Here is a 24,782-nt window from a genome sequence, read left to right as displayed (position 1 = left end):
CCCTCCATTCATTTCATTTATTTCTCGGAATAGTTAAATTCGTGGATATCTATTTTATCACATTAATACAATGGAAAGAAGAATATTTTTAAAAGGCTTAGCCTTAGGAGTTTCGGGCCTATACGCTCACTCCAGCCTTGCTGCCAACCCTTATGTAGGGCCTTTGGGTGTGCAATTATATACTGTCCGTGACGCTGTAGCCAAAGACCTGGAAGGTTCCTTGGAGAAATTGGCCGGCCTAGGATATAAAAACCTAGAAATCTACGGATACAATGGTACTTTCTTTGGCAAAACTGCCCATGAATTTAAAACCATCCTAGAACGCGTGGGCTTAAAAGTGGTTAGCTCTCACCATACCTCAGGTATCGCCATCAAATCCAAAGGTACTTTGTCGGACGGATGGCAAAAGGCCGTGGAAGATTTACACCATGTAGGTGCTGAATTCATGGTGTGTGCCTTCTTATTCCCAAACGAGCGTAGCACAGATCATTACAAGGCCCTACCAAGCCTGTTGACTAGTTCGGCTGAAGCCACTAAATCGGCAGGTATTCAATTTGCCTACCATAACCATGATTTTGAATTTGAGAAGTCGGCAGATTTTATTCCTTACGATTTCATCTTACAAAATACATCGCCTGACTTGGTGAAAATGGAAGCTGACTTATATTGGTTTGGTCGTGCAGGGATAGATCCAGTGGCTTATTTTGAGAAACACCCAGGTCGTTTCCCACTTTGGCACGTCAAAGATATGGAAGCAGGAACTAAGGTATTTACTGAGGTAGGAAACGGTACCATTGATTTTGACCGCATCTTTGCTGCTAGAAAAGCTGCAGGTTTGAAATACTGGTTCGTAGAGCAAGACATGAGTAAGCGTGATCCTTTTGAAAGCTTAAAAATTAGTCGCGATTATTTAGCAAAGAAGAATTACTAGGATTCTTTATCTTCCATATAAGGTTCCCAAAAGCTAGGATTGTATTTTTCCCAAGCATGGCAACCAAAGGGTAATTTCCCGGCATTAAGCTGAAGGCTGATTTGCGGGTTTTGTTCAAAGGCGAAGGCCAAGGCCTCTTTCCAAGTAGGTAATTTGAGCAAAAAGCGAAGTGGAAAGGCTCTTTTATGGTAGACTGAAAAAAGCGAATCTTCATTGGCTGGCCAAGTGCCAAATAGCCGATGATACCAGTTTAAAAATTTGATAATGGGGGCCACTTTTCGTAAGGATAGGCCCCCATTCATCATGATAGGCTCGATCAAAGGCCATTGGAAAGCATCTTTATTTTCCCAATGCTTCTTCTTCAATTTGGGCGCTCCTATATAATCATAGCCTTTTTGGCACCAAGCCACCAAATCATCTTGGAATACATAGGCATCCAATTGATAAATTAGAATAAATTCATGTTGGCTAAAACGCTCATAAAAAGCAGGGTCAATCAATAAATGATTGTAGGATTTGGTACTGGTAAAAAAAGAAGGTGGAAAATAAGCCAAATTGGCCTCAGGAAAATGTTCTTGTACATAAGGGGCATTCAAACCCTCAGGCAGCACAAAATGAATGGGGTAGTGGCCTAATATTTTTTTACACTGGAGCAAAGACTTTTGTTCCAATGCCGAAATGGATTCTTTATAAATAGGAATAACGATCCCCACCAATGTTTGCATGTTATTCAACGATATCGCCTAAAACAGGATGCCACCACTTGCCTCCGTCATGCAATTTATAACCTCCTTGCAAAACTCCTTTCAAAACCGGCCAAATTCTTAGCAATCGGTTGTTGGCTAAGCTAGCGCGCATCTGGTAATGTAACATCCGACTAGCTACTTTTTTCAAAGCATTTTCTGGAGCTTTTCCAGTGGCTTTCAAGTAATTATATAGGGCTGCGGAATCCGTTGCTTTCTTCTCGATCTGGGCTAATTTAGCTTCTCTAGAACGCTTGAAGCGGTCTAAGAGCGAGACTGCCTTTTTTTCGCTTTTGAGGCCCACCTGTTGGCTATCATGTTCTCTATATTGGATCAAAGGCTCTTTGACAAAAGCGATGCGATTGGTCATGGACAAATACAAGGCGATCCAACCATCGTGAATGAGTTCAGGAATGATGTGGGGGGTTGGGAATACTTCTTTTTTTACTTGAGAGCGGATGGCTAATGCAGCACCCGTTACGACATAGCCTTTCAATAAGATGTCAAAGGAATGTCCTGCCTTCCAGGCCTCTTGTAATGATTCAATGAATTCAATTTGTTCAAAGCTAGTTTTTCCGGTGGGTTTCCCAGCACGGTCGATCATGATGGCATTGGAAAAAACCGCATCTTTATCGGGATATTGTTCGAAGTAGCGGACCAAAGTCTCTACTTTATGTGGTAACCAAAGGTCGTCCTGATCACTAAAAAAGATGATGTCCCCACGACATGCTTGAACACACATTTCGAAGTTTTTACTACTTCCTACATTCTTTTCATTATGGTGAATGTGGACCTTAAAAGGGACTTTTTCTTTGAAAGCTTCTAGAATTTCGATGCTTTTGTCGCTCGAACCATCGTCAAAAATAACCAATTCATGGATAGCCTGTGTTTGTGAAGCTATACTTTCCAGTTGGTATGGGAGGTATTTTTCGCCGTTATAGGTACAAAGAGCAACTGAAATATGGGGCATTCAAACAGATTAAAAATTCAAGATAAGGAATTAACGCTGTTTACATGGGTACGTAAACAACTTTTTTAGTCTCAAAAAATTCTTCGTTGAAGATTTCTCCCAACTCAAAAACTTTATGTTTTTTGCCAAACTCGGCCAACTCTTCGGTTAGATCACCTCCTTTTAAATACAGAATGCCATTTCTTTGGGTATGAAAATGGTTAGGACTGATCTTATTTTTGACCCAATAATAAAAGGGAGTAATGCGGGTAACAGCTCTACTCACAATAAATTCAAAGTCCTGATCCAAATCTTCAACTCGTGTATGTAATGCCGTAACATTTTCTAAACCGAGGGATGAAGCGACACCTTCGACTACTTTGATTTTTTTACCAATGCTATCCACTAAAGTAAAGGTACATTGGGGAAATAAAATAGCCAATGGGATGCCCGGAAAGCCCCCACCTGTTCCTACATCTAGGATTTCAGTACCTGGTCGAAAATTGATAATCTTGGCTATCCCTAAGGAATGAAGCACATGATGTAACATCAGGTTATCGATATCCTTTCTGGAAATGACATTGATTTTTTCATTCCATTCTTGGTACAAAGGATAGAGCATTTCGAATTGCTCCAATTGTTTGGACGTCAGTTCTGGAAAATAATTTTTGATGATATCGGCTTTCATTTCTTTTTCAAAGTGCAAAGATACGCAAATGCCTTGTTTAAAAGAATGTTTCGAAATTCGATATCGCTAGATTTACTTGAAGGATGTTATTGATTTCCACATTATTTTTTGTGGCATTGTTAAAACGGAAGATGCTTTGTTGCATATATCCCATTTCTACTGAAAGATTGGCGTTAATTCGATAGCCTAAACCAAGTAATACGCGGTTTTGGTCAAAAATATTCAGGTTGGGCACATTTTCACCCATGTTGATCATTAATTCATTGTAAGCTTGAAGGTACCAGGTTTTGTCTTCCATGTTGGCTTTTCCTAAAGGCATACTTCCTTTGATTTGATAACGAAATCTTTTTCTATAAGAGCTGCTAGAAAAATCACCTCCATAAATGAAGCTTTTATCATCCACAGCTTGGTTAGCACCTAGCCAACGGAACTCATAACGTAAGCGGTGATCAATGCGCAAGCGATTCAATTGCTGCGTTAAAATGACTTGCGGAGAGACCCGTAATTCAGAAAAGAAAGCGGATGGTTCACCAAGGCTAAACCGGTTGGTTCCTATCCACCCTAAGGGCATTAAGGAGAAGCGAATGGCAGGACTCATTTGATAGTGGATGTAGGGCCTGAACACATGTTGGTTCAAATTATGGTAGGGATTCCCCGTGGTGGTCGCAGGATTGTAATCTCCTTGTTGGTCTTGCCTTCTTTGTTGGTTTTCTAATTGCCAACTGAATTTGCCAGCTATTTTACCCGAAATGTTTAGGTCAGTCCAGCCATTTGCAATGTGATTATAATACCTGGGGGATTGTGCTTTTGTGCCTAGGGCACAAAAAAGAAGCACAAGCTTTAGGCTTAGGCTTACCTGTTTCATGGATTATATTGGTGCGTAAAAAAAAGGGAAGCTTTTGGCTTCCCTCAAAATTACGAGCTTTTATCCCGTAATCCAACGGAAAAAGACAAACAAACCAGCGGCTAGGATAATGGTTACTGGGAGGGTTAATACCCAAGCCATCACAATATTTTTGACTGTTCCACCTTGCAGGTTTTTGATACCTTTAGAGGCTACCATCGTGCCGGCAATACCTGAACTTAATACGTGCGTGGTACTTACGGGCCATTTATAGGCGGTTGCCAATCCAATGGTCACTGATGCAATTAACTCGGCCGAAGCTCCTTGAGCGTAGGTTAAATGGTGTTTACCTATCTTCTCTCCGATTGTCACGACGATTCTTTTCCAACCTACCATGGTTCCTAGACCTAAAGAAAGAGCAACCATCCACATGACCCAATTTGGAGCAAAATCAGTCACAGCGGCAATACCCGTTCCTGAGGTAGCCCCAAAGGCAAAAAAGGCAGCTTTATCGCCAGCAGTAGCTTTTTTGAAAGCTTTTTTATCGGCTTCAGATAAGGCAACGGATTCGCTTTCGATTAATTTTTTGGCATGTTTGTTGATATTCAATGCCGCTTTTCTAATCTCAAACTTTTGCTTAGTAGTTAGGTTACTTGTTTGAATGTTTTTTGTTAAAAGTAGTTCGTGCAATGCCTTAGAAGAGCTGGTAACAACACGGAAACTTTCTTGTTCTTTAATGGAAAGTGTTGTGGTGTCAATTTTAGCTGAAATGATTTCTACTTGAGTTAAGTCTTTTTGTAAGCGGCTCAAATCTAAAGTAGAATTAATAGCAAAATAACCTGGTAAAAAGGCAATTAAAATCACCATGACAAGACCGATTCCTTTTTGTCCATCATTTCGACCATGGAAAAAAGACACCAAGGTACAAGTCGTAATTAGAATAGCACGAATCCAAAGCGGGGGAGGTGAATTCTTTTTAGGCTCTTTAAAAATCTCTTTATTTTTAATCGTCTTTTTTAAGATGTACATCAAAACGATGGCCAATGCAAAACCAAAGAGTGGTGAAAGTAATAAGGCTTGTCCAATTTCTTGGGCTTTATCCCAGTTAACGGCGCTGACATTGGTTTGATTTTCTGGTAAAATAGCATGACCAACACCAATACCGATGATCGAACCGATTAGGGTATGTGAACTAGAGGCTGGAATTCCAAAGTACCAAGTACCTAAATTCCATAAAATAGCGGAAAACAGGAGGGAAAGAGCCATGGCCATGGAATGGTACACATTGGTATCAATGAGTAGTTCCGTGGGGAGAAGCCCAATGATACTCATGGTAACACCGACACCACCGGTTAATAGCCCCACAAAATTCATGAAACCAGACCAAACAACTGCTTGGGTGGGTTTTAATGAATGGGTGTAGATAACTGTCGCTACGGCATTGGCAGTATCATGAAATCCGTTTACGAATTCAAATGCACAGGCAGCAAATAGACAGAAAAATAGTAGGAAGAATAAGGTAGGATCTAACCCAAACATATAATATTATTTAAGGTATATTGGTGCAAATATGGTCGCAAAATTACGCTTTACCCATGAAGCCCATGTTAAGTAATTGTTAAATTCTTTATTTCTTTTTTCTTCGTGCTTTTTTGGCCTCAGAAAGCAGTTTTTTCGCCTCGGTATATTGACTTGTTTTTTTGTCGGCCTTATCCATGACTTCTTTGCAATGGTCAACTGCCTTGTCATAATCACCTTCTTGATAGGCGATGCGAGCAAGACCCAAAACGGAAGCCCAATAGTATCCAGACTCTAAGGAAGCTGTTTGAATGGAGAAATCCATGCATTTTTTGAAATAGATTTTTGCTTCAGTATGATTTTTGAAAATGTATAATTGGTAGTATCCCAAAATATATGAGGCATAACGGCCTGATACGCCCTCATAGCCTACTTGCTTATTATCTATTTTGTTTAAAATACTTTTAGCAACTTCCATGGCCTCATCCAATTTCCCTAACATGAAGGCCGAGCGGGCATGATAACGTTCGAAGAAAGGATTATCTGGATAATTCTGATGTGTATATTTGGCTAATTCGTAGCTCTTTTCTGACATGTTTTCCATGGCATAAATTTGCAAGAGGAAATAGCGGGCTTCGGTACGGGTATAAAAGGCTTGGTAGCTAACTTTTTCTAATTGTTCTATACCTTGTTGCTTATTGGCTTTAGGGAAAAGCCAAAGTACAGGACGTAGCAGTTTAAAATTTTGCTTAATAAAATGGTAGTAGTAATTGTAAAGGCCATCACCAAACATCAGTTCGGGACTGAAATCGGCAAATTCCCGAGAATATTCTAAGTATTTTAAGGCATTTTTCGCTGCCAGTGTCGCACGAGCCCAGTGTTTGCGCTCGGCATGTAAACGGCCTTTGAAGCCATAGGCGGCAGCCATAAAGAAGGCGGCTTCGGGGTTTTCCGTATCATCCCAAATTTTCTCTGCTTTGGAAATACTTCGATCCATGTATTCCAGCAGTCGATCATCATAGACCTCATTTTGGGTATTGGGAACCATTTTCCACCATTGTACCAGTCCTAATAGGAAGTCGGGCAGTGGATGATCTGGATGTTTGACTTTGAGGTAATTGAATTCCCTTTCGGCTTCGGGGAATTTGAAATTGTACATTTGATTGATGGCATTGGTAGCTTCAATTTGTACTTCAGATGTGAATAAAAGCATTCCTTTGGAACGCTCCTTTTCTGCTTCTTCGGTTTTCTTCCACCATTGACCCAAGCTTAGGAAAGATAGTGAAAGAAAACTTAGAAGTAGTAAATATGATCTAAGACGATATCTCGATCTCATCTCCATTATGGTTCAAAAACTTAAAGTCAGTAATACCTAGGGATGAATCCTCCGTAATGTGAATCCAAGACTTAAACGTCATGAACCATTTCATTCGTATAGAAGGGAATCCTTTAGTAAAGTAAGCACTTAAGAAAGGATGAACCAATAAAGTGAGTTTTTTCTCATTTTGTTTGGTAATCAAATGTTCCACATGCTGCGCAATGGTCTCAGAAACAGCGATGCTAGCGGTGATGGTACCGGTACCTCCACAACTAGGGCAAGTTTCATGCGTGGCCACATTCATTTCTGGGCGGACACGTTGGCGAGTGATTTGCATCAAACCGAATTTGGTCAGCGGCAGAATGGTGTATTTTGAACGGTCCGTTCTCATTTCATCACGCATGATGTCCTGAATCAACTTACGGTTGTCCGCTTTTTTCATGTCGATGAAATCGATCACAATGATACCACCCATATCACGCAAGCGTAATTGACGGGCAATTTCCTTAGCGGCCTCACGGTTAACACTTAAGGCAGTAGCCTCTTGATCGTCTTCAGAATTGGATTTATTTCCTGAATTCACGTCGATCACGTGCAAAGCTTCCGTGTGTTCTATGATGAGGTAACCGCCAGCAGGTAAAGAAACGGATCTTCCGAAAAGCATTTTTAATTGTTTTTCGATACCCACTTGTTCAAATAACTTGGTTTTACCCGTGTGTAATTTGACAATCTTTTCTTTTTCTGGAGCTACTTGATGCACATAACCTTTGGCTTCGTTGTACAAATCTTGGTTATCGACGATGACATTGTCAAAGTCGTTGTTTAGCAAGTCTCTTAACATAGAAGTGGCACGGCTCATTTCACCAATGACACGGTCTCTGGGTTTGGCATCGACTAATTTGGCGATTCCGTCTTCCCATTTGGAAATAGAATCACGTAGGTCGCGCTCCATTTCTTCTACGGCTTTTCCTTCGGCTACAGTTCTGACGATGACACCGAAGTTTTTCGGTTTGATGGATGACATCAATTTCATCAATCGACTTCTTTCGGCTTTGGACGTAATTTTCTTAGAAATATTAACGCCATTGGAGAAAGGGACTAACACGAGGAATCTTCCTGCGATGGATATATCGCAAGAAAGACGAGGGCCTTTGGTGGAAATAGGTTCTTTCACTACTTGAACCAAGATGAGTTGATTACGGGTTAAAACCTTATCGATTTTACCTAATTTATCAATTTCTTCTTCTATTTTGTAGTTCTCCAACTTGATGTTTTTGCCCTTTTTGTTCATAACATCACGCGAGAATTTCTGCAGTGAGTTCAAGTTAGGGCCTAAATCATGGTAATGAAGGAATGCATCCTTTTCATAACCTATATCAATGAAGGCAGCGTTAAGACCAGAGACTAATTTTTTGACAGTACCAAGATAGATATCACCCACGGAAAATTGAGGTTCCGACTGTTCAATGTGATATTCTACTATCCTTTTGTCTTGCAAAAGGGCAATTCTATCCCCTTTGGGGGTAGAATTAATGATTAATTCATTACTCACAATATATCACGAGAAGAATGTTAGACGGGACAGACTTATCCCTACGCTAATATATATAACAAACACCAAAAACAGGCCATTTGGGATGGTCTGTTTTTGGGTTACCTAATTACGCTACCAAAAGGAGGTAATTATACTAACTATTTCTTCTTGTGACGATTCTTACGAAGACGTTTTTTTCTTTTGTGTGTTGAAATCTTATGACGTTTTCTTTTCTTTCCGCAAGGCATACCTGTTAGCGTTTAAATTTTGAATAATGTAAGAAGTTGATTTTCAACCTCAATGTTTTTGCATTTCTGCGAGCAACTCTTGGGCAGCTTTGGTTTCTTCAGGGTCTTTGCTCTTGTCAAGTACCATCCGAAGCACTTTCTTTGCCTCATCTAATTTATCTAACTGGGCCAAGCAAAAACCGAGGTTTAAGGCGGCTTTGTAATTCGTTGGTTCCAGCTTCAATATCTGAGTGAATCGTTCTTGGCCTTTGCCAAATTGATTCGATTTAATGGATAAAATCCCCAGGTTAAATAAAGCAGGCACGAATGTCGGCTCTTGTTCAATCACTTCCCTCAGTAAGGTAATCCCTTTCATTGGGGTGGGAGTGTCCACATAAGTCATCGCTAAATTCGTTTTTACCAAGAGGTTAGACGGATCTTTCGATAATACTTGTTCAAAGTATACACGTGCTTTTTCTCCCATGGCCTTACCCTTTGTCGGGTTCAGTGCATAAGTTTGGGCTTCAAAATACAATTGGCCCGCACGTAAGAAGTTGTTTAAAGCAGGATGCTGATCGGCGAATTGTCCTGCAAAATAAGCAGCACTATCGTAATGACTAGCTCCAACAAATGTGTTGATTAATTTATCTAACACACTCGACTTGGCAACCTCTGTTTTTGCTTGACTCAATTCAGATTTTAATTTAGAAACAGCCGCTTGTTGAGCTTTTGTCAAGGGGGCAGCATGCGTTTCTTCTGATTTTGTCGCGCTTTCTTCTGTATGTTCATCCTGGTGATCGTCGCCTTTCGCATCGCGATTGGCTCCTCCAGCAGGAGCATTACTCGTGGTATTACTCACATTTCCCTTAGGTAATTGAAATATGAGGGCAGTCAACCCAAGGCCAATAATCAGAATGATCACATAGGATTTCTTCATTTTTCTAGACCTGAGGCATTAAGCCTTATTTAGCAGGGTCAGTGCTGGTTTTAACTTGTTCAATGAACACTTTAGCTGGTTTAAAGCTAGGTACATAGTGTTCGTCAATGGTAATTGCCGTGTTTTTTGAAATATTTCTAGCAATCTTTTTTGCTCTCTTTTTGTTGATAAAACTTCCAAAACCACGAACATAAATGTTCTCTTGTTTGGATAAATTATCTTTTACAACTTCGAAAAACTTTTCTAACGTTTCAGAAACATCTTTTTTGTCAATCCCTGTTTTGCTGGAAATTTCAGCAATTACATCTGCCTTGGTCACGGTAATTAATGCTTTAAATTATCAATTTTGTTCTAATCGCTTTCCCTTTCTTTAAAAGGGACACAAAAGTAATGTTTTTCTCGAAGAATAGAAATGGTTGTCAATGATTTAATTGATTTTTTTAGTAAATGCTTGTCAAATAGCTCCCTTCTTTCTTCGTATCTTTGATTCATCCCATGCAATCTACAAATCATCACCCTTTTACAAAAGGCCTATTATCTTGGTATCGGCAACATGCTCGAGCATTACCTTGGCGACAAACCCAAGACCCTTATGCGATTTGGTTGTCGGAGGTAGTTCTGCAACAAACCCGTGTAGCACAAGGATTGCCATATTATCTAAAATTACTTGAGGTTTTTCCTACAGTGGAATCGCTTGCTCAAGCGGAGGAATCTGTTTTGTTTCGACATTGGCAGGGATTAGGTTATTATTCTAGAGCTAGAAACTTGCATAAAACAGCGAAATTGGTGGTATCTGATTATCATGGACAATTTCCTGCTACATATAATGATTTAATTCAATTACCAGGCGTGGGACCCTACACCGCTGCTGCTATTGCCTCTTTTGCTTTTGGGGAGGCTAAACCCGTTGTAGATGGTAATGTCTTTCGAATATTAGCGCGTTATTTTGGCATAGAAACGGATATCCTTCATAGTTCGGCACGAAAAGAATTTACGGATGTGGCCATGGAATTAATTCCTCAGGATCAGCCCGCTGAATTTAATCAAGCCATCATGGATTTTGGCTCCTTGCAATGTAGTCCAGCACCTTTATGCGCTAGTTGTCCTTTAAGTTTGACTTGTTTTGCATTTCAACAGAAGCGAATTCAGGATTTCCCTGTGAAGCAAAAGAAAGCAAAACAAAAGAATCGATATTTCAACTACTTTATCTTGGAACAGGGAGGGCAGGTACTCGTTCGAGAAAGAAAAGAAAGGGATATCTGGTCGGGCTTATGGGAGTTTTATTTGGTAGAATCAGCTCAAGAGGAAGAACTTGAAAGTTTAGTAGAGATGGATGATAATTTATCCACCATGTTCTCAAACGCTACTGTACAGTTCTTGAAATCGCCCAAATTACATATACTCAGCCACCAAAAGATACATTGTCGGGCTTGGCATGTCCAAGTTCCTGATAATCTTGATATTAGCAATTTGGCAGGATTTCAATGGATACAGCCCGAGGACTTTGAAAAGCTGGGAAAATCGGTCTTGCTTTTGAATCTGATAACTGATAATTTGCATCTGAAGATTTTTAATGATTCAATGCCAAGATAATTTTGTTTTGGCAAAGGGTTTGCCGATAATCATTTAAAACAAACACATTATGGCAGGAGTAAACAAAGTAATTTTATTAGGCAATTTGGGGGGAGACCCAGAAGTAAGGGCCTTACCAAGTGGGATTAAGGTGGCTAATATCAATATTGCTACCTCTGAATCTTATCCAGGAAAAGATGGACAGCGGGTTGAGCAAACGGAATGGCACCGCGTGGAGCTATGGGATAATTTAGCCAACATCGCGGAACAATATCTTCGAAAAGGGAATCAGGTGTATATCGAAGGAAAAATACGGTCAGAGGAGTGGCAAGATAAAAATGGAGCCACGGTACGTGGATACCGTATTCGGGCTACGTCCATCAACTTGATTGGAGGTAGAAATGATCGTCCTGCTCAAGACGCTCCTGAAGCGAGACCTAGACCTGAGGCCTTACCTACTTCAGATAAATCAGCCTCATCGGCTCCGAATTTTCCACAGGTTGCAGATTCCGGAGATGATGATCTTCCGTTTTAATATTCTGGTCTAGAAGGGAATACTTAATAAAAGCTATTCCCTTTTTTATAAATTTGCATAAATTTAGCATTACCCTATGGAGGCCGATCCCTATTCGAATATCTTGTTGATTGCTTTTGAACCCAACATCAGCGCGCCTTCCATCATTTTTATCAGCCTTGTATTAGTCGCTTTAATTCTGCTTTCTGCTTTACTTTCTGGTTCCGAAGTAGCCTTTTTTTCCCTAAATGCCGAGCAGCGGATAGCACTCAAAGAAAGTGTTACAAAAAGTGAAAAGACGCTAAGCCGATTGTTAGATCAACCCCAGCTTCTTCTCGCGACACTCTTGATTGCCATCAATTTTGTCAATATCATTTTCATTACCTTAGCCAATTACCTTACCCAATTATTGATTGGAGAAGAATCGGTTAATACCTTGATTGTCACCTTGTTTTTGTTGTTTGGGGTAACTTTCATCATTGCCTTTTTCGGGGAATTGATTCCTAAGGTATGGGCTCAACAGAATAATTTGATTTTTGCTCGATATACTGCTCCATTGATTGATTTTTTCACTTTTACCTTTAAACCACTATCTAAGGTTTTGTTGGGAATATCGAATTTGATTGAAAATCGGATTGAGAAGAAATCATATTATTTGACCACTCATGAGTTGAATCAGGCATTAGAAATAACGACGGATGAGAATACGACGGAAAGGGAAAAAGATATTTTACGGGGTATTTTGAATTTTGGGAATACCTCAGTGAAAGGCGTCATGAAGGCGAGAAGGGATATTGTGGCTTTTGATACCGAGATGGATTTCCATGAATTGATGGATAAAATCAATAAAAACGGATATTCTCGTGTTCCTGTATACGCCGAAACTATCGATAAAATAGAAGGGATTTTGTACATCAAGGATTTATTGGAACATATTGATCAAAATGAAAAATTTGATTGGTTGTCACTTTTGCATCAACCCTTTTTTGTTCCAGAAAATAAGAAAATTGATGATTTGCTCTATGATTTTCAAGAAAAACGGGTACACATGGCCATTGTAGTGAATGAATATGGAGAGACAGAAGGCTTAGTGACCATGGAAGATATCATTGAGGAGATTGTAGGGGATATCAACGATGAGTTTGATGAAGAGGAATTAGACTATAAAAAACTAGATGATCATACGTATTTGTTTGAAGCAAAAATTTCTTTGAATGATTTTTGTCGTGTTTTTGATGTAGATGTCTCTATTTTTGAAAAAGTAAAAGGGGAAAGCGAGACCTTAGCAGGTTTGTGTATCGAGTTATTTTCTCGTATTCCACATGCTGGTGAGGAAATAGTTTGTGAACCTTTTATCTTTAAAATTCAATCGGTGGATACCCGCCGAATTAAAAAAATTAAGGTTAGCCTGAATGCCGCTCCTTTGCCCCCTGAATCTGATGAAAAAACTGTATAGTTCATATAAACGCTTACTTTTTTTACTACCCCTAAGTTTATTGCTGACTGCTTGTCCTGGACCGGCACCTACGCCTGAACCAGGTGTAACGGAGTCAAGTTATGAAGATGGAGTGGATCGTGGAATCATCGAAAACCCTGAATTGGATGAGGCCTCGGGAATGGTGTCAAGTAAAAAGAATGAAGGTTTTTTATGGGCGCATAATGATTCCGGGGATGGCAATCGACTGTTTTTGATCGATACTTTTGGGAAAGGGATGAAGCAATTTGTTATCCAAGGGGCCGAAAATCGAGATTGGGAAGACATCGCCTTGATATCGGATAGTAACGGAAGTGCGGTTGTTTATATTGCCGACTTTGGGGATAATAGTGCGAGCCATGCTTCTTATGCCATTTATTGGTTTAATGAACCCAATGTCACTTCCATCAATAATGCGACCATTACGGGAGTTCAAAAATTAACCTTTACTCTTCCTGATGGATCTCGGGATATGGAATGTCTGTTGGTTGACCAAAAGACCAAGGACGTTTTTATTGTTTCAAAAAGAGAAACAAAGAAGAGATTATATAAAATACCAGCAGCAAGCTTTACCAATCAGGCCAATGTTAAGGCTGAATTTGTGCAGGAATTGAATGTTTCGGTGCCTTTTTCTACCTTAGGACAGATTGTGACAGCATATTATATTACGTCTGGGGATGTTTCGCCAGATAATACCGAGATATTGATTAAGAATTATTTTGAATGCTATTATTGGAAGAGAAAAACCAATGAAACGATCCCAGAAGCTTTAGCAAGGGCGGCCAAACAAGTTCCTTATGTGGGGAATCCAACTGAACCACAGGGAGAAGGAATCACCTTTGCGGCAGATGGAGGAGGGTATTATACCATTTCTGAAAAAGGAAGTACGCCGGTTCATTTATATTTTTATAAGCGAAAGTGAAAACAACTCACTGGTTTCGTTTAGGAATTCTAGCCTTGATTGTCTGGGCTTGCCAATCGCTCTATATCATTGATGCACAAATGGCTAAAACCAATTTTTCGGCCACAGTCGATGAAGGGGTTTTAGAAAACATTGAAATCGATGAAGCTTCGGGCATGGTGGCCAGTAGACTAAACCCGGAACTTTTCTGGGTTGTCAATGACTCGCAAGATTTAAATCGTATTTTTTTGATTGATCGCTATGGAACGGGTAAAGTGGAGTTTTTACTTCAAGGAGCTCAGAATAGAGATTGGGAAGATTTGGCTTATTGGTATAAAAATCCGAATGAATCTTATGTATATGTGGCGGATACGGGCGACAATAAACAAGAGTATGGTTCTTATTTTATTTATCGATTCAAGGAGTTTGACATTCGTTCATCCAATATGGTCACTCGAATTATCAAGCAGGTAGAGAAATTGGAATTTAAATTACCAGAAGGTTCCAAGGATATGGAGTGCTTGTTGGTAGACCAGCTGAATGGGGATATGTATTTGGTGAGTAAGCAGGATGATCGCAAAAGCCTGTATCGCATTAAGGGGGAGAGCTTTATGGAGAACAAAGTGGTGGAGGCCGAGTTTGTTAGGAAATTGAATTTTTCTGAGCCAAGTTCTGACCTGGCAATCTTGAAACAATTGTATAATGTTACAGCTGGTGATGTTGCAAATAATAATCAAGAAGTGGTTATTCGGAATTATTTGGAGGTGTATTATTGGAAGAAAGGGAAACATGAAACCCTAGGAGAAGCCTTAAAACGTCCGCCTAAAATAGTACCCAGTAAACTGGAACCTCAAGGGGAGGCTCTCGCTTTTTCTCATGGGGCAAATGGTTTTTATACTATTTCCGAGGTAGCTAGTTCCCCTGGACCTGTCCATGTATATTTTACTCCCAAGAAATAATTAAACTTTCACCATTAGTTTGGCGAAACTCAATAACAAGGTTTTTTCACCTACTCCTTTTTCAAAATCAATCACGGCTTTTCTTTCGGCACCGTTGACTTCTATTTTTTTGATTAATCCAAAACCAAATTTTTGATGCTCGACTTGTTGGCCTGCCTCTAATTTTAATGGATCGGTAGGGGCAAAATGGCTGGATGCAACGTGCTGGTAATTCGTATTTTGTTTGGGTTTTTGGATTAATTGAGCAGCTGACGGGCTAGTGGAACTGGATACAAATCCTGTTTTCTGAACGGGTCTGAAGGCTTGAACTTCTTTTTTGCCAGGTGTTTTTGCCATTTTCAAATAGGCACTGTCAATTTCATCGAGGAAACGACTTGGCTCACATGATTTTAATCGACCAAATTGATAGCGTGATTCCGCATAGGAAATCATCAATTTCTTTTCGGCACGGGTGACGGCCACATAAAAAAGTCGACGTTCTTCTTCCAAATCTGCTTGGCTTTGTAGCATCATTTGGCTGGGGAATAAATCTTCTTCTAATCCTACTAAAAACACGTGTTTGAATTCCAGGCCTTTCGCTGAGTGAACTGTCATTAAGGTCACTTTGTCGCGATCATTGGGGTCTTCTTGCGTGTCGGCATTGGTTAATAAGGAGACAGACTGCAAAAATGTAGCGAGGGATTTGTCTTCATTTTCTGGGTCATCTACAAATTGCTTGATGGCATTGAGTAATTCTTGTAAGTTTTGATAGCGGGCTAGGCCTTCTACCGTTTTATCTTCATAAAGTTCGCGTAAAAGTCCAGAAGCTTTAGCTACGTGGTTGGCGATTTCATAAGCATCTTTATGTTCAACTTCAGCCATTAATTTGAATGACTTAATGAGATCCGCAAAATTTTCAATGGAGGCGGTTCCTCTTGCTCCTTGAAAGGTCTGAATGTTGGAAATGACATCCCAAATGGAGCAATTATTTTCAGCTGCTGTAACTGCAATTTTTGCAATAGTGGTATCCCCAATGCCTCTTTTAGGCAGGTTGATGATGCGTTTAAATGCTTCTTCATCGTTTTGGTTGACCACAAAACGAAGGTAAGCCAGGACATCTTTGATTTCTTTTCTTTGGTAGAAAGACAATCCACCAATGATGCGATATTTGATGTTTAATCGGCGCAAGGATTCCTCAAAAGAGCGTGATTGAGCGTTGGTTCGATATAAAATAGCAAAATCTGACCAATGTAATCCTTCTTTTTGTTTGGTTTCAAAGATGGAGGAGGCAATCATCCGCCCCTCTTCATTGTCACTTCCAGCACGGATAATTTCTATTTGATCCCCTACTTCATTGGACGTAAAAACGTTTTTTTCGAGTTGGTTTTTATTTCTTGAAATGATGGAATTAGCGACAGCCACAATATTTTTGGTAGAACGGTAGTTCTCTTCCAATTTGATGGTTGTTAGGTCGGAATAATCCCTTTCAAAATTCAAGATGTTTTGAATATCAGCTCCGCGAAAAGCATAGATGCTTTGGGCATCATCGCCTACCACGCAAATGTTACGGTGTACGGCAGCCAGTTTTTTCGTTAATAAATATTGAGAAACGTTGGTATCTTGAAACTCATCCACCATGACGTGTTTGAATTTGTGTTGGTATTTGTTCAATACGTCCAAATGATCTCTAAAAAGGATATTGGTTTGGTATAATAAATCATCAAAGTCCATGGCATTGGCTTGAAAGCAACGAATGCAATAGGTTCGGTAGATTTCACCCATTTTGGGAATGCGGGCCATGCGGTCTTCTTCTCCCAGAATGGCGCTATTTAGGTATTGTTCAGGACTAATTAATCTATTTTTTGCACCTGAAATTCGGTTTAAGACCAAATTGACTTTATAGACCTTATCATCTAGGTTTTGTTCTTTGATGATGGCACGTAATAGGGACTTGGAGTCGTCAGTATCATAAATGGAAAAGTTGGAAGTATAGCCCAATTTTTCACCTTCAAAGCGTAGGATTTTAGCAAATACGGAGTGGAAAGTCCCCATCCAGATGTTTTTTGCCTCTTTTCCGATGACGGATTCGATACGATGGCGCATTTCGCCAGCGGCTTTATTGGTAAAAGTTAATAGTAAAATTTGGAATGGATCGATACCGTGTTGAATCAGGTAAGCCGTGCGATAAGTTAGCACGCGTGTTTTGCCAGAGCCAGCTCCAGCAATAATCATTAAAGGGCCTTCAGTATGTAAAACAGCTTGTCGTTGGGGCTCGTTCAAGCCAGCCAAATAATCCATAAGGGGAAATTAATTGATGGGAAAAAATAGAGATTAAAATTACGAATTTTTGAGCAGGGGCTGGGTATTCTAACTTATATTTTAGGATAGTATTTTTTTTGGGCAAAAAAAAAGGCGCTTCTGGCGCCTTTTTCGTGTTGGATTTAATCGATTACTGTACAGCCACTAAATCTCTTTTCGTTTCTGTTAAAATACTGAAAGTCTTAGATTTGATGACGTTTTTACGTGAATCAAAAATAACCATTTTATAGCGACCATCATTTAGGTTAGAGAAATTGAATAATTTCTTTGTACTAAGTGTTTCGCGGGTAATTTGGTTATTGTCTTCATCATAAATAACCACGTACAAGGGTGATGATGTATCCGAGCTAACTAGGAATTTCATTTTACCTACTTGGTCAATGTTTACAGGAAGAGCGAATTCTGCGGCATGTGCAGAAGAGACAGACAAGATAGCGGCTACGACAAGAGCGGCTAAAGCGTTTTTTGTGATGAAATTTTTCATAATGTTGATAATTGATAAATGCTTGATTAATAAAATCTTAGGCGGAAGCTTTCCGTTTGTTTGCTCAAAACTAGCCTTTTCATGTTAACTCCAAATTAAATACGCAAAAAATTTCACTTTTTTAAGAATATTCCTCTTAAAAAAATTATATTTCTTCGAATAATTCAATTTTTATTTTCATGTTACGAAATGGTTAAATTTTTTTGAATTATTTAACATTCAGGAAACATATAGATAATAGCGTGTTAACCGTGAGGCTATTGATTGCAGGTAATTTTGTGCCGTAATCAATATAAACACAAATGAATACACACCAATTATTTAGAAGTTTATTAATCGTTTTAGTATCCATAGCGTCATTTGGTCATGCTATGGGCCAAGTTGGGAAAGTTAAAGGAACTATTTCCGATCCGGTAACTAAAGAGCCAGTTATTGGGGCAACCATTCGTTTAGAAGGTTTGACAATCGGAGCAAGCACAGGAATTGAAGGTACATTTGAATTGGCTAGTGTGCCAGCAGGAATCTACAAATTGGTTGTTAGTTCGGTAGGTTATCAATCACAGCAAATTCCAAATGTTAGAGTGGAGTCAGGTAAAGAAACCATTGTTACCGTATCATTGCAAGAGGATAACAAGACCTTAGCCAATGTGGTGGTGAAGGCTCAAAAAATCACGACATCTGAGGTGGCGGTATTGACGGAGACAAGGCAGCTACAACAAATTGCTGTGGGTATATCGGGACAGCAGATTCAGAAGACTCAAGATAGAGATGCTTCTGCTGTGGTACGTAGAATTCCAGGAGTTTCCATTTTTGATGAGAGATTTGTGGTGGTGAGAGGTTTAAATGAGCGTTATAATACGGTATTGGTAAATGATATCATTACGCCATCTACGGAGGTTGATTCAAAAGCATTTTCATTTGATTTAATTCCTAGTTCCATTATAGATCGTATGTTGATTTTTAAATCAGCCTCTTCTGATTTACCGGGCGATTTAGGTGGAGGAGCTATTAAGATTTATACCAAGACAGTACCAGATGGAAATACATTTTCAGCTAGTTTTTCTACGAGCTACCGTTCAGGAACGACGGCTCAAAAGGCGATGTCCTATGTAGGTGGTAAGACGGATTGGTTGGGTTTTGATGATGGTGGACGTCAATTGCCATCAGGTTTTCCTTCTAGAAATAGCATTGCTACCGCAGGAAATACCGAAGCCGTGATTTCTCACTTTAGAAATTTGCCGGCATTTTACCATGTAGAAGACAAAAACGTTTTACCTGATTTCAGGGGTAATTTGAATTTTGCCCACCGTTGGTTTATGGGAGATAAAGAGCTGACGAACTTTTCGTATGTGAATTATTCCAATACGAATCAGGCGTTTCAAATGCAGCAAAGAAGATTTACTTTTTTGGGAGACACGGAGAAATATTATCAAGATCAATCTTTATCTCAAAATGTGCGCATCGGTATCATGTCGAACTGGGCTTTGATTTTGAATCCGAATAATAAGTTAGAATTTAGAAACTTGTTCAATCAAATTGGTATTAAAGAAACCGTTTTTCGTAACGGATATAATGAGAACGTGGATTTAAACAATGCTTCTTTCCGTTATGAGCAGCGTTCTATTTATTCAGGTCAGTTTAGTGGAACACACGAATTGTCGGCAGTAAGTAAGTTAAAATGGGTGACAGGTTTAGGATATACTTTCAGAACGGAGCCAGATTATAGAAGATATACTCGAAGTAGAGAGAGAAATTCTACAGGTGTATTTACTTTTGATTTACAGCAATCAGATAGTCCAACTTTACAGCAGTCGGCGCGTTCTTTTTCACATGTAGAGGAGTTTATTTACACGACAAGAGCTGATTTTGATCATATTCTTAAGGAGAATGAAGATGAGAAATTAAGAACGACCTTCCGTGCAGGAATTTACACGGAGTACAAGGAACGTGCATTTTCAAATCGTTGGTATGGAATCACAAATCCCAATCGATTGTCATCAGACAACTCTTTGTTAAAACAGGATCCTGCTAATTTCTTCAACCCAACTAATTTGGGAGGCAACTCGATATATTATGGAGTAGGGACCAACTTTGAAGATAAGTACACCGCTCAAAATACCTTTGGCGCAGCCTATGTGCAGATGTATTTGCCTATTGGAACCAAGTTGAATGCTACAATTGGTTTAAGAGGAGAGTATAATAATCAAGAATTACAAAGTAAGGAAAGAGGTTCTGGAGCAGCCATTAAGGTAACGAATCCTGTATTAAGTCCACTTCCTTCGTTGAATTTGGCATATAATTTCACAACAAAAAACTTATTGCGCTTTGCATATAGTTCTACCGTCAACCGACCTGAGTTTCGTGAATTAGCTCCTTTCACGTATTATGACTTCGTATATGATGTGACACGTACTGGTTTTATTCCAAGAGCGGATAAACCAAAATTATTGAATGCTACGATTAACAATTTTGATTTGAGATATGAATTATATCCTTCTAAATCAGAATTGATTTCCTTGGCTGTATTTTATAAGAAATTCTTAAATCCAATTGAATCCAAAGTGTTTTACAATGGTAGTACAGTCGCTTTTACTGTTGACAATGCTACGGAAGCAACTAGCACGGGAGTGGAATTAGAAATCAGAAAGCAAATTGCTCCTAATTGGGTGGCATTATTCAATGCGGCATTGATTAGTAGTAATGTGCGTGCGGGACAATCCGATAATATGTTGAATCGTAATCTTCAGGGTCAATCACCTTATTTGATCAATGCAGGTATATTTTATGAAAATTCCGACAAAGGATGGCAGGCAAATGTTTTATATAATGTGATCGGGAAAAGAATCTTTGTGATTGGAGATAGCCAGTTGTCGGCAGATATCTACGAGATGCCAAGAAATGTGGTGGATATCAATATCACGAAGGCCTTGACGAAGAGAATAGATTTCAAATTAGCAATACAAGATTTATTAAACCAGAAGTTTTCTTTAGTGCAGGATACGAACCGTGACGGTGAAATTTCTGATAAGGATGGTGTGTACCAGGAGTATCACCGCGGAAGTTATTTTACCATGGGAATTACGATGAAGTTTTAGTGCAGGCCTAAAGAAAAATGATAAGTAGTAACAATTAAAAACATATAAAAAACAAATTCATGCAACAATTACGTGTCATTTTCGCTTGTTTGCTTACGGCTGCCATAGGTTTGTCAGCTTGTACGAAAAACGATTCAGAGGTAGAAATTACGGTACCAGCGCCAGCTAATCGTACAGTAAAAGAGGTTTCTGGAAAAATCACTGCCAACACTACTTGGAAGGAGTCTGAAAAGTATTTGTTAAAAGGATTCGTCTATGTAGAGTCTGGAGCTACTTTAACTGTAGAACCAGGAACAATCATTTTGGGTGATAAAATCACCAAAGGTACCTTAATTATTAAGCCAGGTGGTAAATTAATAGCACGTGGAACGGCTGCTAAACCGATTGTATTTACTTCTGCTCAGGCGAAAGGATCTAGAAATTATGGCGACTGGGGTGGATTAATTATGTTGGGTAATGCTCGCGTAAATAAGACTCCAGCAACGATTGAGGGAGAGAACGTTTCTACTTTTGGAGGTTCTAATGATTCGGATAATTCAGGTGTATTGAAATATGTACGTATTGAGTTTGCGGGTATTGCCTTTGAGACGGATAAGGAAATTAACGGATTGACTTTAGGAGGTGTGGGATCAGGTACAGAAATTGATTATGTACAGGTTTCATACAATGGAGATGATGCTTATGAGTGGTTCGGAGGAAATGTAAATGCGAAGCACTTGGTATCCTACAGAAATATGGATGATGATTTTGACACGGATTGGGGTTACAGTGGTAATGTTCAATTTGCATTGTCGATCCGTGACCCACAAGTAGCTGACCAATGTTCATGTTCAGACAGCAACGCCTTTGAATCGGATAACGATGCAGCAGGTTCAGATGCTTCACCACAGACTAGTGCGAAGTTTGCCAATGTAAGTGCTTTTATCGCAGACGGAACAGTGGATAAAAAATACCGTTCGGCTATGCGTATCCGTCGTAATTCAGCCATTTCGGTCATCAACAGTTTATTTGTTGGAGGTTGGGTTGCTAAGGGAGGTTTAGAATTAGAGGGTACAGCATCACAAAATAATTTTGTAACAGGTAAAAATATTTTATCAGGATTAGCGGTAACAGGAATGTTGAAGCCAATCGTAACAGGAGATGAAACGATGTTAAAAGATGCTACTCGTAAAAATCAGTTTGGAGTAGCTGCGGAGACATTAGGTTTAACGGCTGGTTATAATCGATTACAAGGTAAGCCAAGTTTAGCTTTAACTAGTACATCTAAATTATTGGGTGGAGGAGTTAGTTTACCAGCTGGATTTGAAGCGAATACAAATATTGGTGCTTTTGGAACTACGGATTGGACAGAAGGCTGGACAAACTGGGATCCACAAAACACGGATTACTAAGATTTTATATTGGTGTAATTCAGAAAATGCCGGAAGGATTCCTTTCGGCATTTCTTGTTTTAATGCCTGCGCTTTCTAACGCTGTCAAGGTTTGGAACCTTGCCAGCGTTGCGTAGCTGGGCGCAGACAGAACGTTTCCAAAATAGCCTTATTGTATCAATTTCTTGGTAAATAAGAGGCTTATATGTTCTTATTTAGTATGATTTTGTAGCATTTTCCGTGTTGCTGTAATTAGTTATAGGAAAAATATTGGGGGAGCAATTGGTGCGCTTTCTAACGCTGTCAAGGTTTGGAACCTTGCCAGCGTTGCGTAGCTGGGCGCAGACAGAACGTTTCCAAAATAGCCATATTGTATCAATTTCTTGGTAAATAAGAGACTTATATGTTCTTATCTCGTATGATTTTGTAGCATTTTCCGTGTTGCTGTAATTGGTTATAAGAAAAATATTGGGGGAGCAATTGGAGGTAAAAAATGCCTGCGCTTTCTAACGCTGTCAAGGTTTGGAACCTTGCCAGCGTTGTGAGCTGGGCGCAGACAGAACGTTTCCGAAATAGCCTTATTGTATCAATTTCTTGGTAAAATAGAACACGCAAGAAAGGGAAATGCCAATTCCAGCGATACCCAATAGGATAATCCATTCAAAAAATAAATGGGCTAAATTCCACTGAGGGAAAATGAATCCACTGCACAAAAGAAGCAAATTGTATCCGACATAGCCTGTCGAATCAACGATATACATAAGAAAGCCTATATTCGCTTTGTGCTTACTTATTGCCAGCATTCGTTCAAATATTGATGTAGTGATGGTTAAGTAAGGTAGATAAATACCAAAGCCTGTAAGTACAATTAGCCAAAAAGGGTTTAAATAGTGAAGGCCAAGGGTACCACTGATAATTAGCAAAATAAATCCAAGCATGATGATTCCCATACTTAGGAAAAAGGCACGTACATTGTTTTTGATAAATACTAAGCTGCCATTAATCACTAAAATGCCGACAGTAACCCATATCTCCGTTTGTGTAAATAAGGATGGAATACTTTGAAAACCCAAATATTCCCAGATTTCAGGGGCAAAGTCGGACCGAATACCCCGTAATAGTGATGCAAACAAGTACAATAAACTAATTCCGAGTATTCCTGGACCCAATGATTTAATGATTCGATTTCTATCTAAGGATGACATGGGTGTTCTTTCTGAGCGATCTGCCATGTCCTCTTTTGTCGGTTTCGGGATTTGCTGGAGCATCCAAACAAAGAACAGAAATGGTAAGCTAAATAGTAAGCCTGCTGTACATGGCATCCAGGTCTCTGATACGCCTGTATTCAGTAAAAATTTCCCCACTGATTTTGAAACTCCGTCGGCTAAAATGAAACTTGCCCCTAAACTGGCGATGAATAATTCCGTATTTTTTTTCCCCTCTAGAAATCCTTGAATATAGCCAAAAATCATCCCTAGTGGGAGGCCGTTTATCACCAAAAAAAGAATGCTCCAGGGTCTGGGAGCCAGTCCGAATCCCAATAAGGCTAGTTCGGCGATAAAAACACTTAATACGATAGCTTGAATTCTTTTAGACCAAGCTATGGACGAAACAAAAAAGATTCCCCCACATTTGGACAACATGTATCCTGCAATTTGGGATGATATTAATACCGATTTCCAAGGTATACCAAACCAAAATTGTGCTTCATAGAGTCCTGCCGTAAATGGTTTTCTAAATCCATATACGCAAAAGTAACAACCAAATGCAGCCACCATAGACCACAGCGGATGAGTGAACCACTGTGATATGAATGAGTTTTTTTCGGATCTAGATGAAGAAGGGAATATCACAAAGATGTGTTTTCGATTAAATCCAGGTAATGTTCCAAGGGAAGAACTTTTAGGCCAGGAATCTTGGCAGCATCATCATATTTTCTTAATTGAATAGATGCATGAAAGTGTGAATTTTGCTCAAAAATTAAACACTCCTCTTCAGTCATAGGACCACCTTGAAGTGCTAGGCTAATTAGAGAAGGTTCGCTTAAGAGTGCTTGGTATCCCGCTTCTCTGTTACATAAATAGCGTTTGGCATTTACATGTAAATGAATGGGTTCTGTAACATCCTCATTAAAATATCGATCTAAAAATTCCTTAGCCAAATTTTCATGCATGTCGTCAATGCCAATTTCTGGGGCATCGTTTGGAAGCGCATGCAAAAGGTGTCCTATATCATGTAATAAACTTGCTACAATCAACTCCGCAGATACACCTTCATCAGTGGCTAATTGGGCACATTGTAAGGCATGTTCTAACTGGCTTACAGCCTCGCCACCATATTGAGAATCTCCCAATTCGGCAAACATGTGTTGGACTTTCTGAGTAATCTCTTTCATCGGCTTTTTTTCAAGTATTTTATGTAATTTA

The 24,782-nt window shown here is 39.4% G+C and carries 21 protein-coding genes; 8 read left to right on the top strand and 13 right to left on the bottom strand.

The window, feature by feature from the left end; all coding sequences use genetic code 11:
* The first annotated feature begins 70 nt into the window (after positions 1-70).
* The gene (locus G9H65_RS00330) at positions 71-931 is read left to right on the top strand and encodes a sugar phosphate isomerase/epimerase family protein (RefSeq protein ID WP_166373338.1); all 861 of its coding nucleotides are present in this window, start codon (positions 71-73) and stop codon (positions 929-931) included.
* Here G9H65_RS00330 and G9H65_RS00325 read toward each other — a convergent pair.
* From G9H65_RS00325 to G9H65_RS00285, 9 genes are all read right to left on the bottom strand, one after another.
* Positions 928-1,656, bottom strand: a complete 729-nt coding sequence (locus tag G9H65_RS00325) for a DUF5672 family protein (RefSeq protein WP_166373336.1) — start codon at positions 1,654-1,656, stop codon at positions 928-930. The two genes, G9H65_RS00330 and G9H65_RS00325, sit on opposite strands and share 4 nt — an antisense overlap.
* Before the next feature lies 1 nt (position 1,657).
* Complete coding sequence (locus G9H65_RS00320) at positions 1,658-2,644, bottom strand: glycosyltransferase family 2 protein (RefSeq protein ID WP_166373334.1); 987 nt, start codon at positions 2,642-2,644, stop codon at positions 1,658-1,660.
* A 40-nt stretch (positions 2,645-2,684) separates the two neighbouring features.
* Complete coding sequence (rsmG, locus tag G9H65_RS00315) at positions 2,685-3,311, bottom strand: 16S rRNA (guanine(527)-N(7))-methyltransferase RsmG (protein WP_166373332.1); 627 nt, start codon at positions 3,309-3,311, stop codon at positions 2,685-2,687.
* Between the two features lie 37 nt (positions 3,312-3,348).
* A complete protein-coding gene (locus G9H65_RS00310) occupies positions 3,349-4,176 on the bottom strand; it encodes a DUF2490 domain-containing protein (protein WP_166373330.1) in 828 nt (275 codons plus the stop codon).
* Between the two features lie 60 nt (positions 4,177-4,236).
* Positions 4,237-5,694 (bottom strand): inorganic phosphate transporter, encoded by a 1,458-nt coding sequence (locus tag G9H65_RS00305; protein ID WP_166373328.1) that lies wholly within the window; start codon positions 5,692-5,694, stop codon positions 4,237-4,239.
* 88 nt (positions 5,695-5,782) lie between these two features.
* A complete protein-coding gene (locus G9H65_RS00300) occupies positions 5,783-6,940 on the bottom strand; it encodes a tetratricopeptide repeat protein (RefSeq protein WP_235927419.1) in 1,158 nt (385 codons plus the stop codon).
* 46 nt (positions 6,941-6,986) lie between these two features.
* Positions 6,987-8,543 carry an Rne/Rng family ribonuclease gene (locus G9H65_RS00295; RefSeq protein WP_166373326.1) on the bottom strand — a complete coding sequence of 519 codons (1,557 nt, stop codon included), beginning with the start codon at positions 8,541-8,543 and terminating at the stop codon, positions 6,987-6,989.
* A gap of 279 nt (positions 8,544-8,822) precedes the next feature.
* Positions 8,823-9,689 carry a tetratricopeptide repeat protein gene (locus G9H65_RS00290; protein WP_166373324.1) on the bottom strand — a complete coding sequence of 289 codons (867 nt, stop codon included), beginning with the start codon at positions 9,687-9,689 and terminating at the stop codon, positions 8,823-8,825.
* Positions 9,690-9,714: 25 nt separating this feature from the next.
* Positions 9,715-10,008 carry an HU family DNA-binding protein gene (locus G9H65_RS00285; protein ID WP_109321911.1) on the bottom strand — a complete coding sequence of 98 codons (294 nt, stop codon included), beginning with the start codon at positions 10,006-10,008 and terminating at the stop codon, positions 9,715-9,717.
* Positions 10,009-10,184: 176 nt separating this feature from the next.
* On the opposite strand from G9H65_RS00285, the gene mutY reads away from it, so the two are divergent.
* From mutY to G9H65_RS00260, 5 genes are all read left to right on the top strand, one after another.
* Positions 10,185-11,282, top strand: a complete 1,098-nt coding sequence (mutY, locus tag G9H65_RS00280) for an A/G-specific adenine glycosylase (RefSeq protein ID WP_166373322.1) — start codon at positions 10,185-10,187, stop codon at positions 11,280-11,282.
* A gap of 49 nt (positions 11,283-11,331) precedes the next feature.
* On the top strand, positions 11,332-11,796 hold the full coding sequence (locus tag G9H65_RS00275) for a single-stranded DNA-binding protein (protein ID WP_166373320.1): 465 nt from the start codon (positions 11,332-11,334) through the stop codon (positions 11,794-11,796).
* A 76-nt stretch (positions 11,797-11,872) separates the two neighbouring features.
* A complete protein-coding gene (gene gldE, locus G9H65_RS00270; protein ID WP_166373318.1) occupies positions 11,873-13,231 on the top strand; it encodes a gliding motility-associated protein GldE in 1,359 nt (452 codons plus the stop codon).
* A complete protein-coding gene (locus tag G9H65_RS00265; protein ID WP_166373316.1) occupies positions 13,215-14,171 on the top strand; it encodes a hypothetical protein in 957 nt (318 codons plus the stop codon). Before gldE ends, G9H65_RS00265 begins: the two co-directional genes overlap by 17 nt.
* The gene (locus tag G9H65_RS00260; protein WP_166373314.1) at positions 14,168-15,109 is read left to right on the top strand and encodes a hypothetical protein; all 942 of its coding nucleotides are present in this window, start codon (positions 14,168-14,170) and stop codon (positions 15,107-15,109) included. Before G9H65_RS00265 ends, G9H65_RS00260 begins: the two co-directional genes overlap by 4 nt.
* On the opposite strand, the gene G9H65_RS00255 is transcribed toward G9H65_RS00260, so the two are convergent.
* On the bottom strand, positions 15,110-17,386 hold the full coding sequence (locus tag G9H65_RS00255) for an ATP-dependent helicase (RefSeq protein ID WP_166373312.1): 2,277 nt from the start codon (positions 17,384-17,386) through the stop codon (positions 15,110-15,112).
* Positions 17,387-17,537: 151 nt separating this feature from the next.
* A complete protein-coding gene (locus tag G9H65_RS00250) occupies positions 17,538-17,891 on the bottom strand; it encodes a hypothetical protein (RefSeq protein WP_166373310.1) in 354 nt (117 codons plus the stop codon).
* Positions 17,892-18,193: 302 nt separating this feature from the next.
* On the opposite strand from G9H65_RS00250, the gene G9H65_RS00245 reads away from it, so the two are divergent.
* Complete coding sequence (locus G9H65_RS00245; protein WP_166373308.1) at positions 18,194-20,986, top strand: TonB-dependent receptor; 2,793 nt, start codon at positions 18,194-18,196, stop codon at positions 20,984-20,986.
* 59 nt (positions 20,987-21,045) lie between these two features.
* Positions 21,046-22,377 (top strand): T9SS C-terminal target domain-containing protein, encoded by a 1,332-nt coding sequence (locus G9H65_RS00240; RefSeq protein WP_166373306.1) that lies wholly within the window; start codon positions 21,046-21,048, stop codon positions 22,375-22,377.
* Positions 22,378-22,934: 557 nt separating this feature from the next.
* On the opposite strand, the gene G9H65_RS00235 is transcribed toward G9H65_RS00240, so the two are convergent.
* Both G9H65_RS00235 and G9H65_RS00230 read right to left on the bottom strand, forming a co-directional pair.
* Entirely contained in the window at positions 22,935-24,134 is a 1,200-nt protein-coding gene (locus G9H65_RS00235; protein WP_166373304.1) for a DUF5690 family protein, read from the bottom strand.
* 71 nt (positions 24,135-24,205) lie between these two features.
* Positions 24,206-24,751, bottom strand: a complete 546-nt coding sequence (locus tag G9H65_RS00230; protein ID WP_166373302.1) for a phosphonate degradation HD-domain oxygenase — start codon at positions 24,749-24,751, stop codon at positions 24,206-24,208.
* Positions 24,752-24,782 lie beyond the last annotated feature (31 nt).

The sequence above is a fragment of the Aquirufa ecclesiirivi genome (genome assembly GCF_011250515.1).
GTDB classification, from domain to species: domain Bacteria; phylum Bacteroidota; class Bacteroidia; order Cytophagales; family Spirosomataceae; genus Aquirufa; species Aquirufa ecclesiirivi.
This window is presented reverse-complemented; position numbering and strand designations above follow the sequence as displayed.

Excerpts from the sequence above, each read along its gene's own strand:
- G9H65_RS00330 (WP_166373338.1), top strand. The coding sequence starts at position 71 with ATGGAAAGAAGAATATTTTTAAAAGGCTTAGCCTTAGGAGTTTCGGGC.
- G9H65_RS00325 (WP_166373336.1), bottom strand. The coding sequence starts at position 1,656 with ATGCAAACATTGGTGGGGATCGTTATTCCTATTTATAAAGAATCCATT.
- G9H65_RS00320 (WP_166373334.1), bottom strand. The coding sequence starts at position 2,644 with ATGCCCCATATTTCAGTTGCTCTTTGTACCTATAACGGCGAAAAATAC.
- rsmG (WP_166373332.1), bottom strand. The coding sequence starts at position 3,311 with ATGAAAGCCGATATCATCAAAAATTATTTTCCAGAACTGACGTCCAAA.
- G9H65_RS00310 (WP_166373330.1), bottom strand. The coding sequence starts at position 4,176 with ATGAAACAGGTAAGCCTAAGCCTAAAGCTTGTGCTTCTTTTTTGTGCC.
- G9H65_RS00305 (WP_166373328.1), bottom strand. The coding sequence starts at position 5,694 with ATGTTTGGGTTAGATCCTACCTTATTCTTCCTACTATTTTTCTGTCTA.
- G9H65_RS00290 (WP_166373324.1), bottom strand. The coding sequence starts at position 9,689 with ATGAAGAAATCCTATGTGATCATTCTGATTATTGGCCTTGGGTTGACT.
- mutY (WP_166373322.1), top strand. The coding sequence starts at position 10,185 with ATGCAATCTACAAATCATCACCCTTTTACAAAAGGCCTATTATCTTGG.
- G9H65_RS00275 (WP_166373320.1), top strand. The coding sequence starts at position 11,332 with ATGGCAGGAGTAAACAAAGTAATTTTATTAGGCAATTTGGGGGGAGAC.
- gldE (WP_166373318.1), top strand. The coding sequence starts at position 11,873 with ATGGAGGCCGATCCCTATTCGAATATCTTGTTGATTGCTTTTGAACCC.
- G9H65_RS00265 (WP_166373316.1), top strand. The coding sequence starts at position 13,215 with ATGAAAAAACTGTATAGTTCATATAAACGCTTACTTTTTTTACTACCC.
- G9H65_RS00255 (WP_166373312.1), bottom strand. The coding sequence starts at position 17,386 with ATGGATTATTTGGCTGGCTTGAACGAGCCCCAACGACAAGCTGTTTTA.
- G9H65_RS00250 (WP_166373310.1), bottom strand. The coding sequence starts at position 17,891 with ATGAAAAATTTCATCACAAAAAACGCTTTAGCCGCTCTTGTCGTAGCC.
- G9H65_RS00245 (WP_166373308.1), top strand. The coding sequence starts at position 18,194 with ATGAATACACACCAATTATTTAGAAGTTTATTAATCGTTTTAGTATCC.
- G9H65_RS00240 (WP_166373306.1), top strand. The coding sequence starts at position 21,046 with ATGCAACAATTACGTGTCATTTTCGCTTGTTTGCTTACGGCTGCCATA.
- G9H65_RS00235 (WP_166373304.1), bottom strand. The coding sequence starts at position 24,134 with ATGGTGGCTGCATTTGGTTGTTACTTTTGCGTATATGGATTTAGAAAA.
- G9H65_RS00230 (WP_166373302.1), bottom strand. The coding sequence starts at position 24,751 with ATGAAAGAGATTACTCAGAAAGTCCAACACATGTTTGCCGAATTGGGA.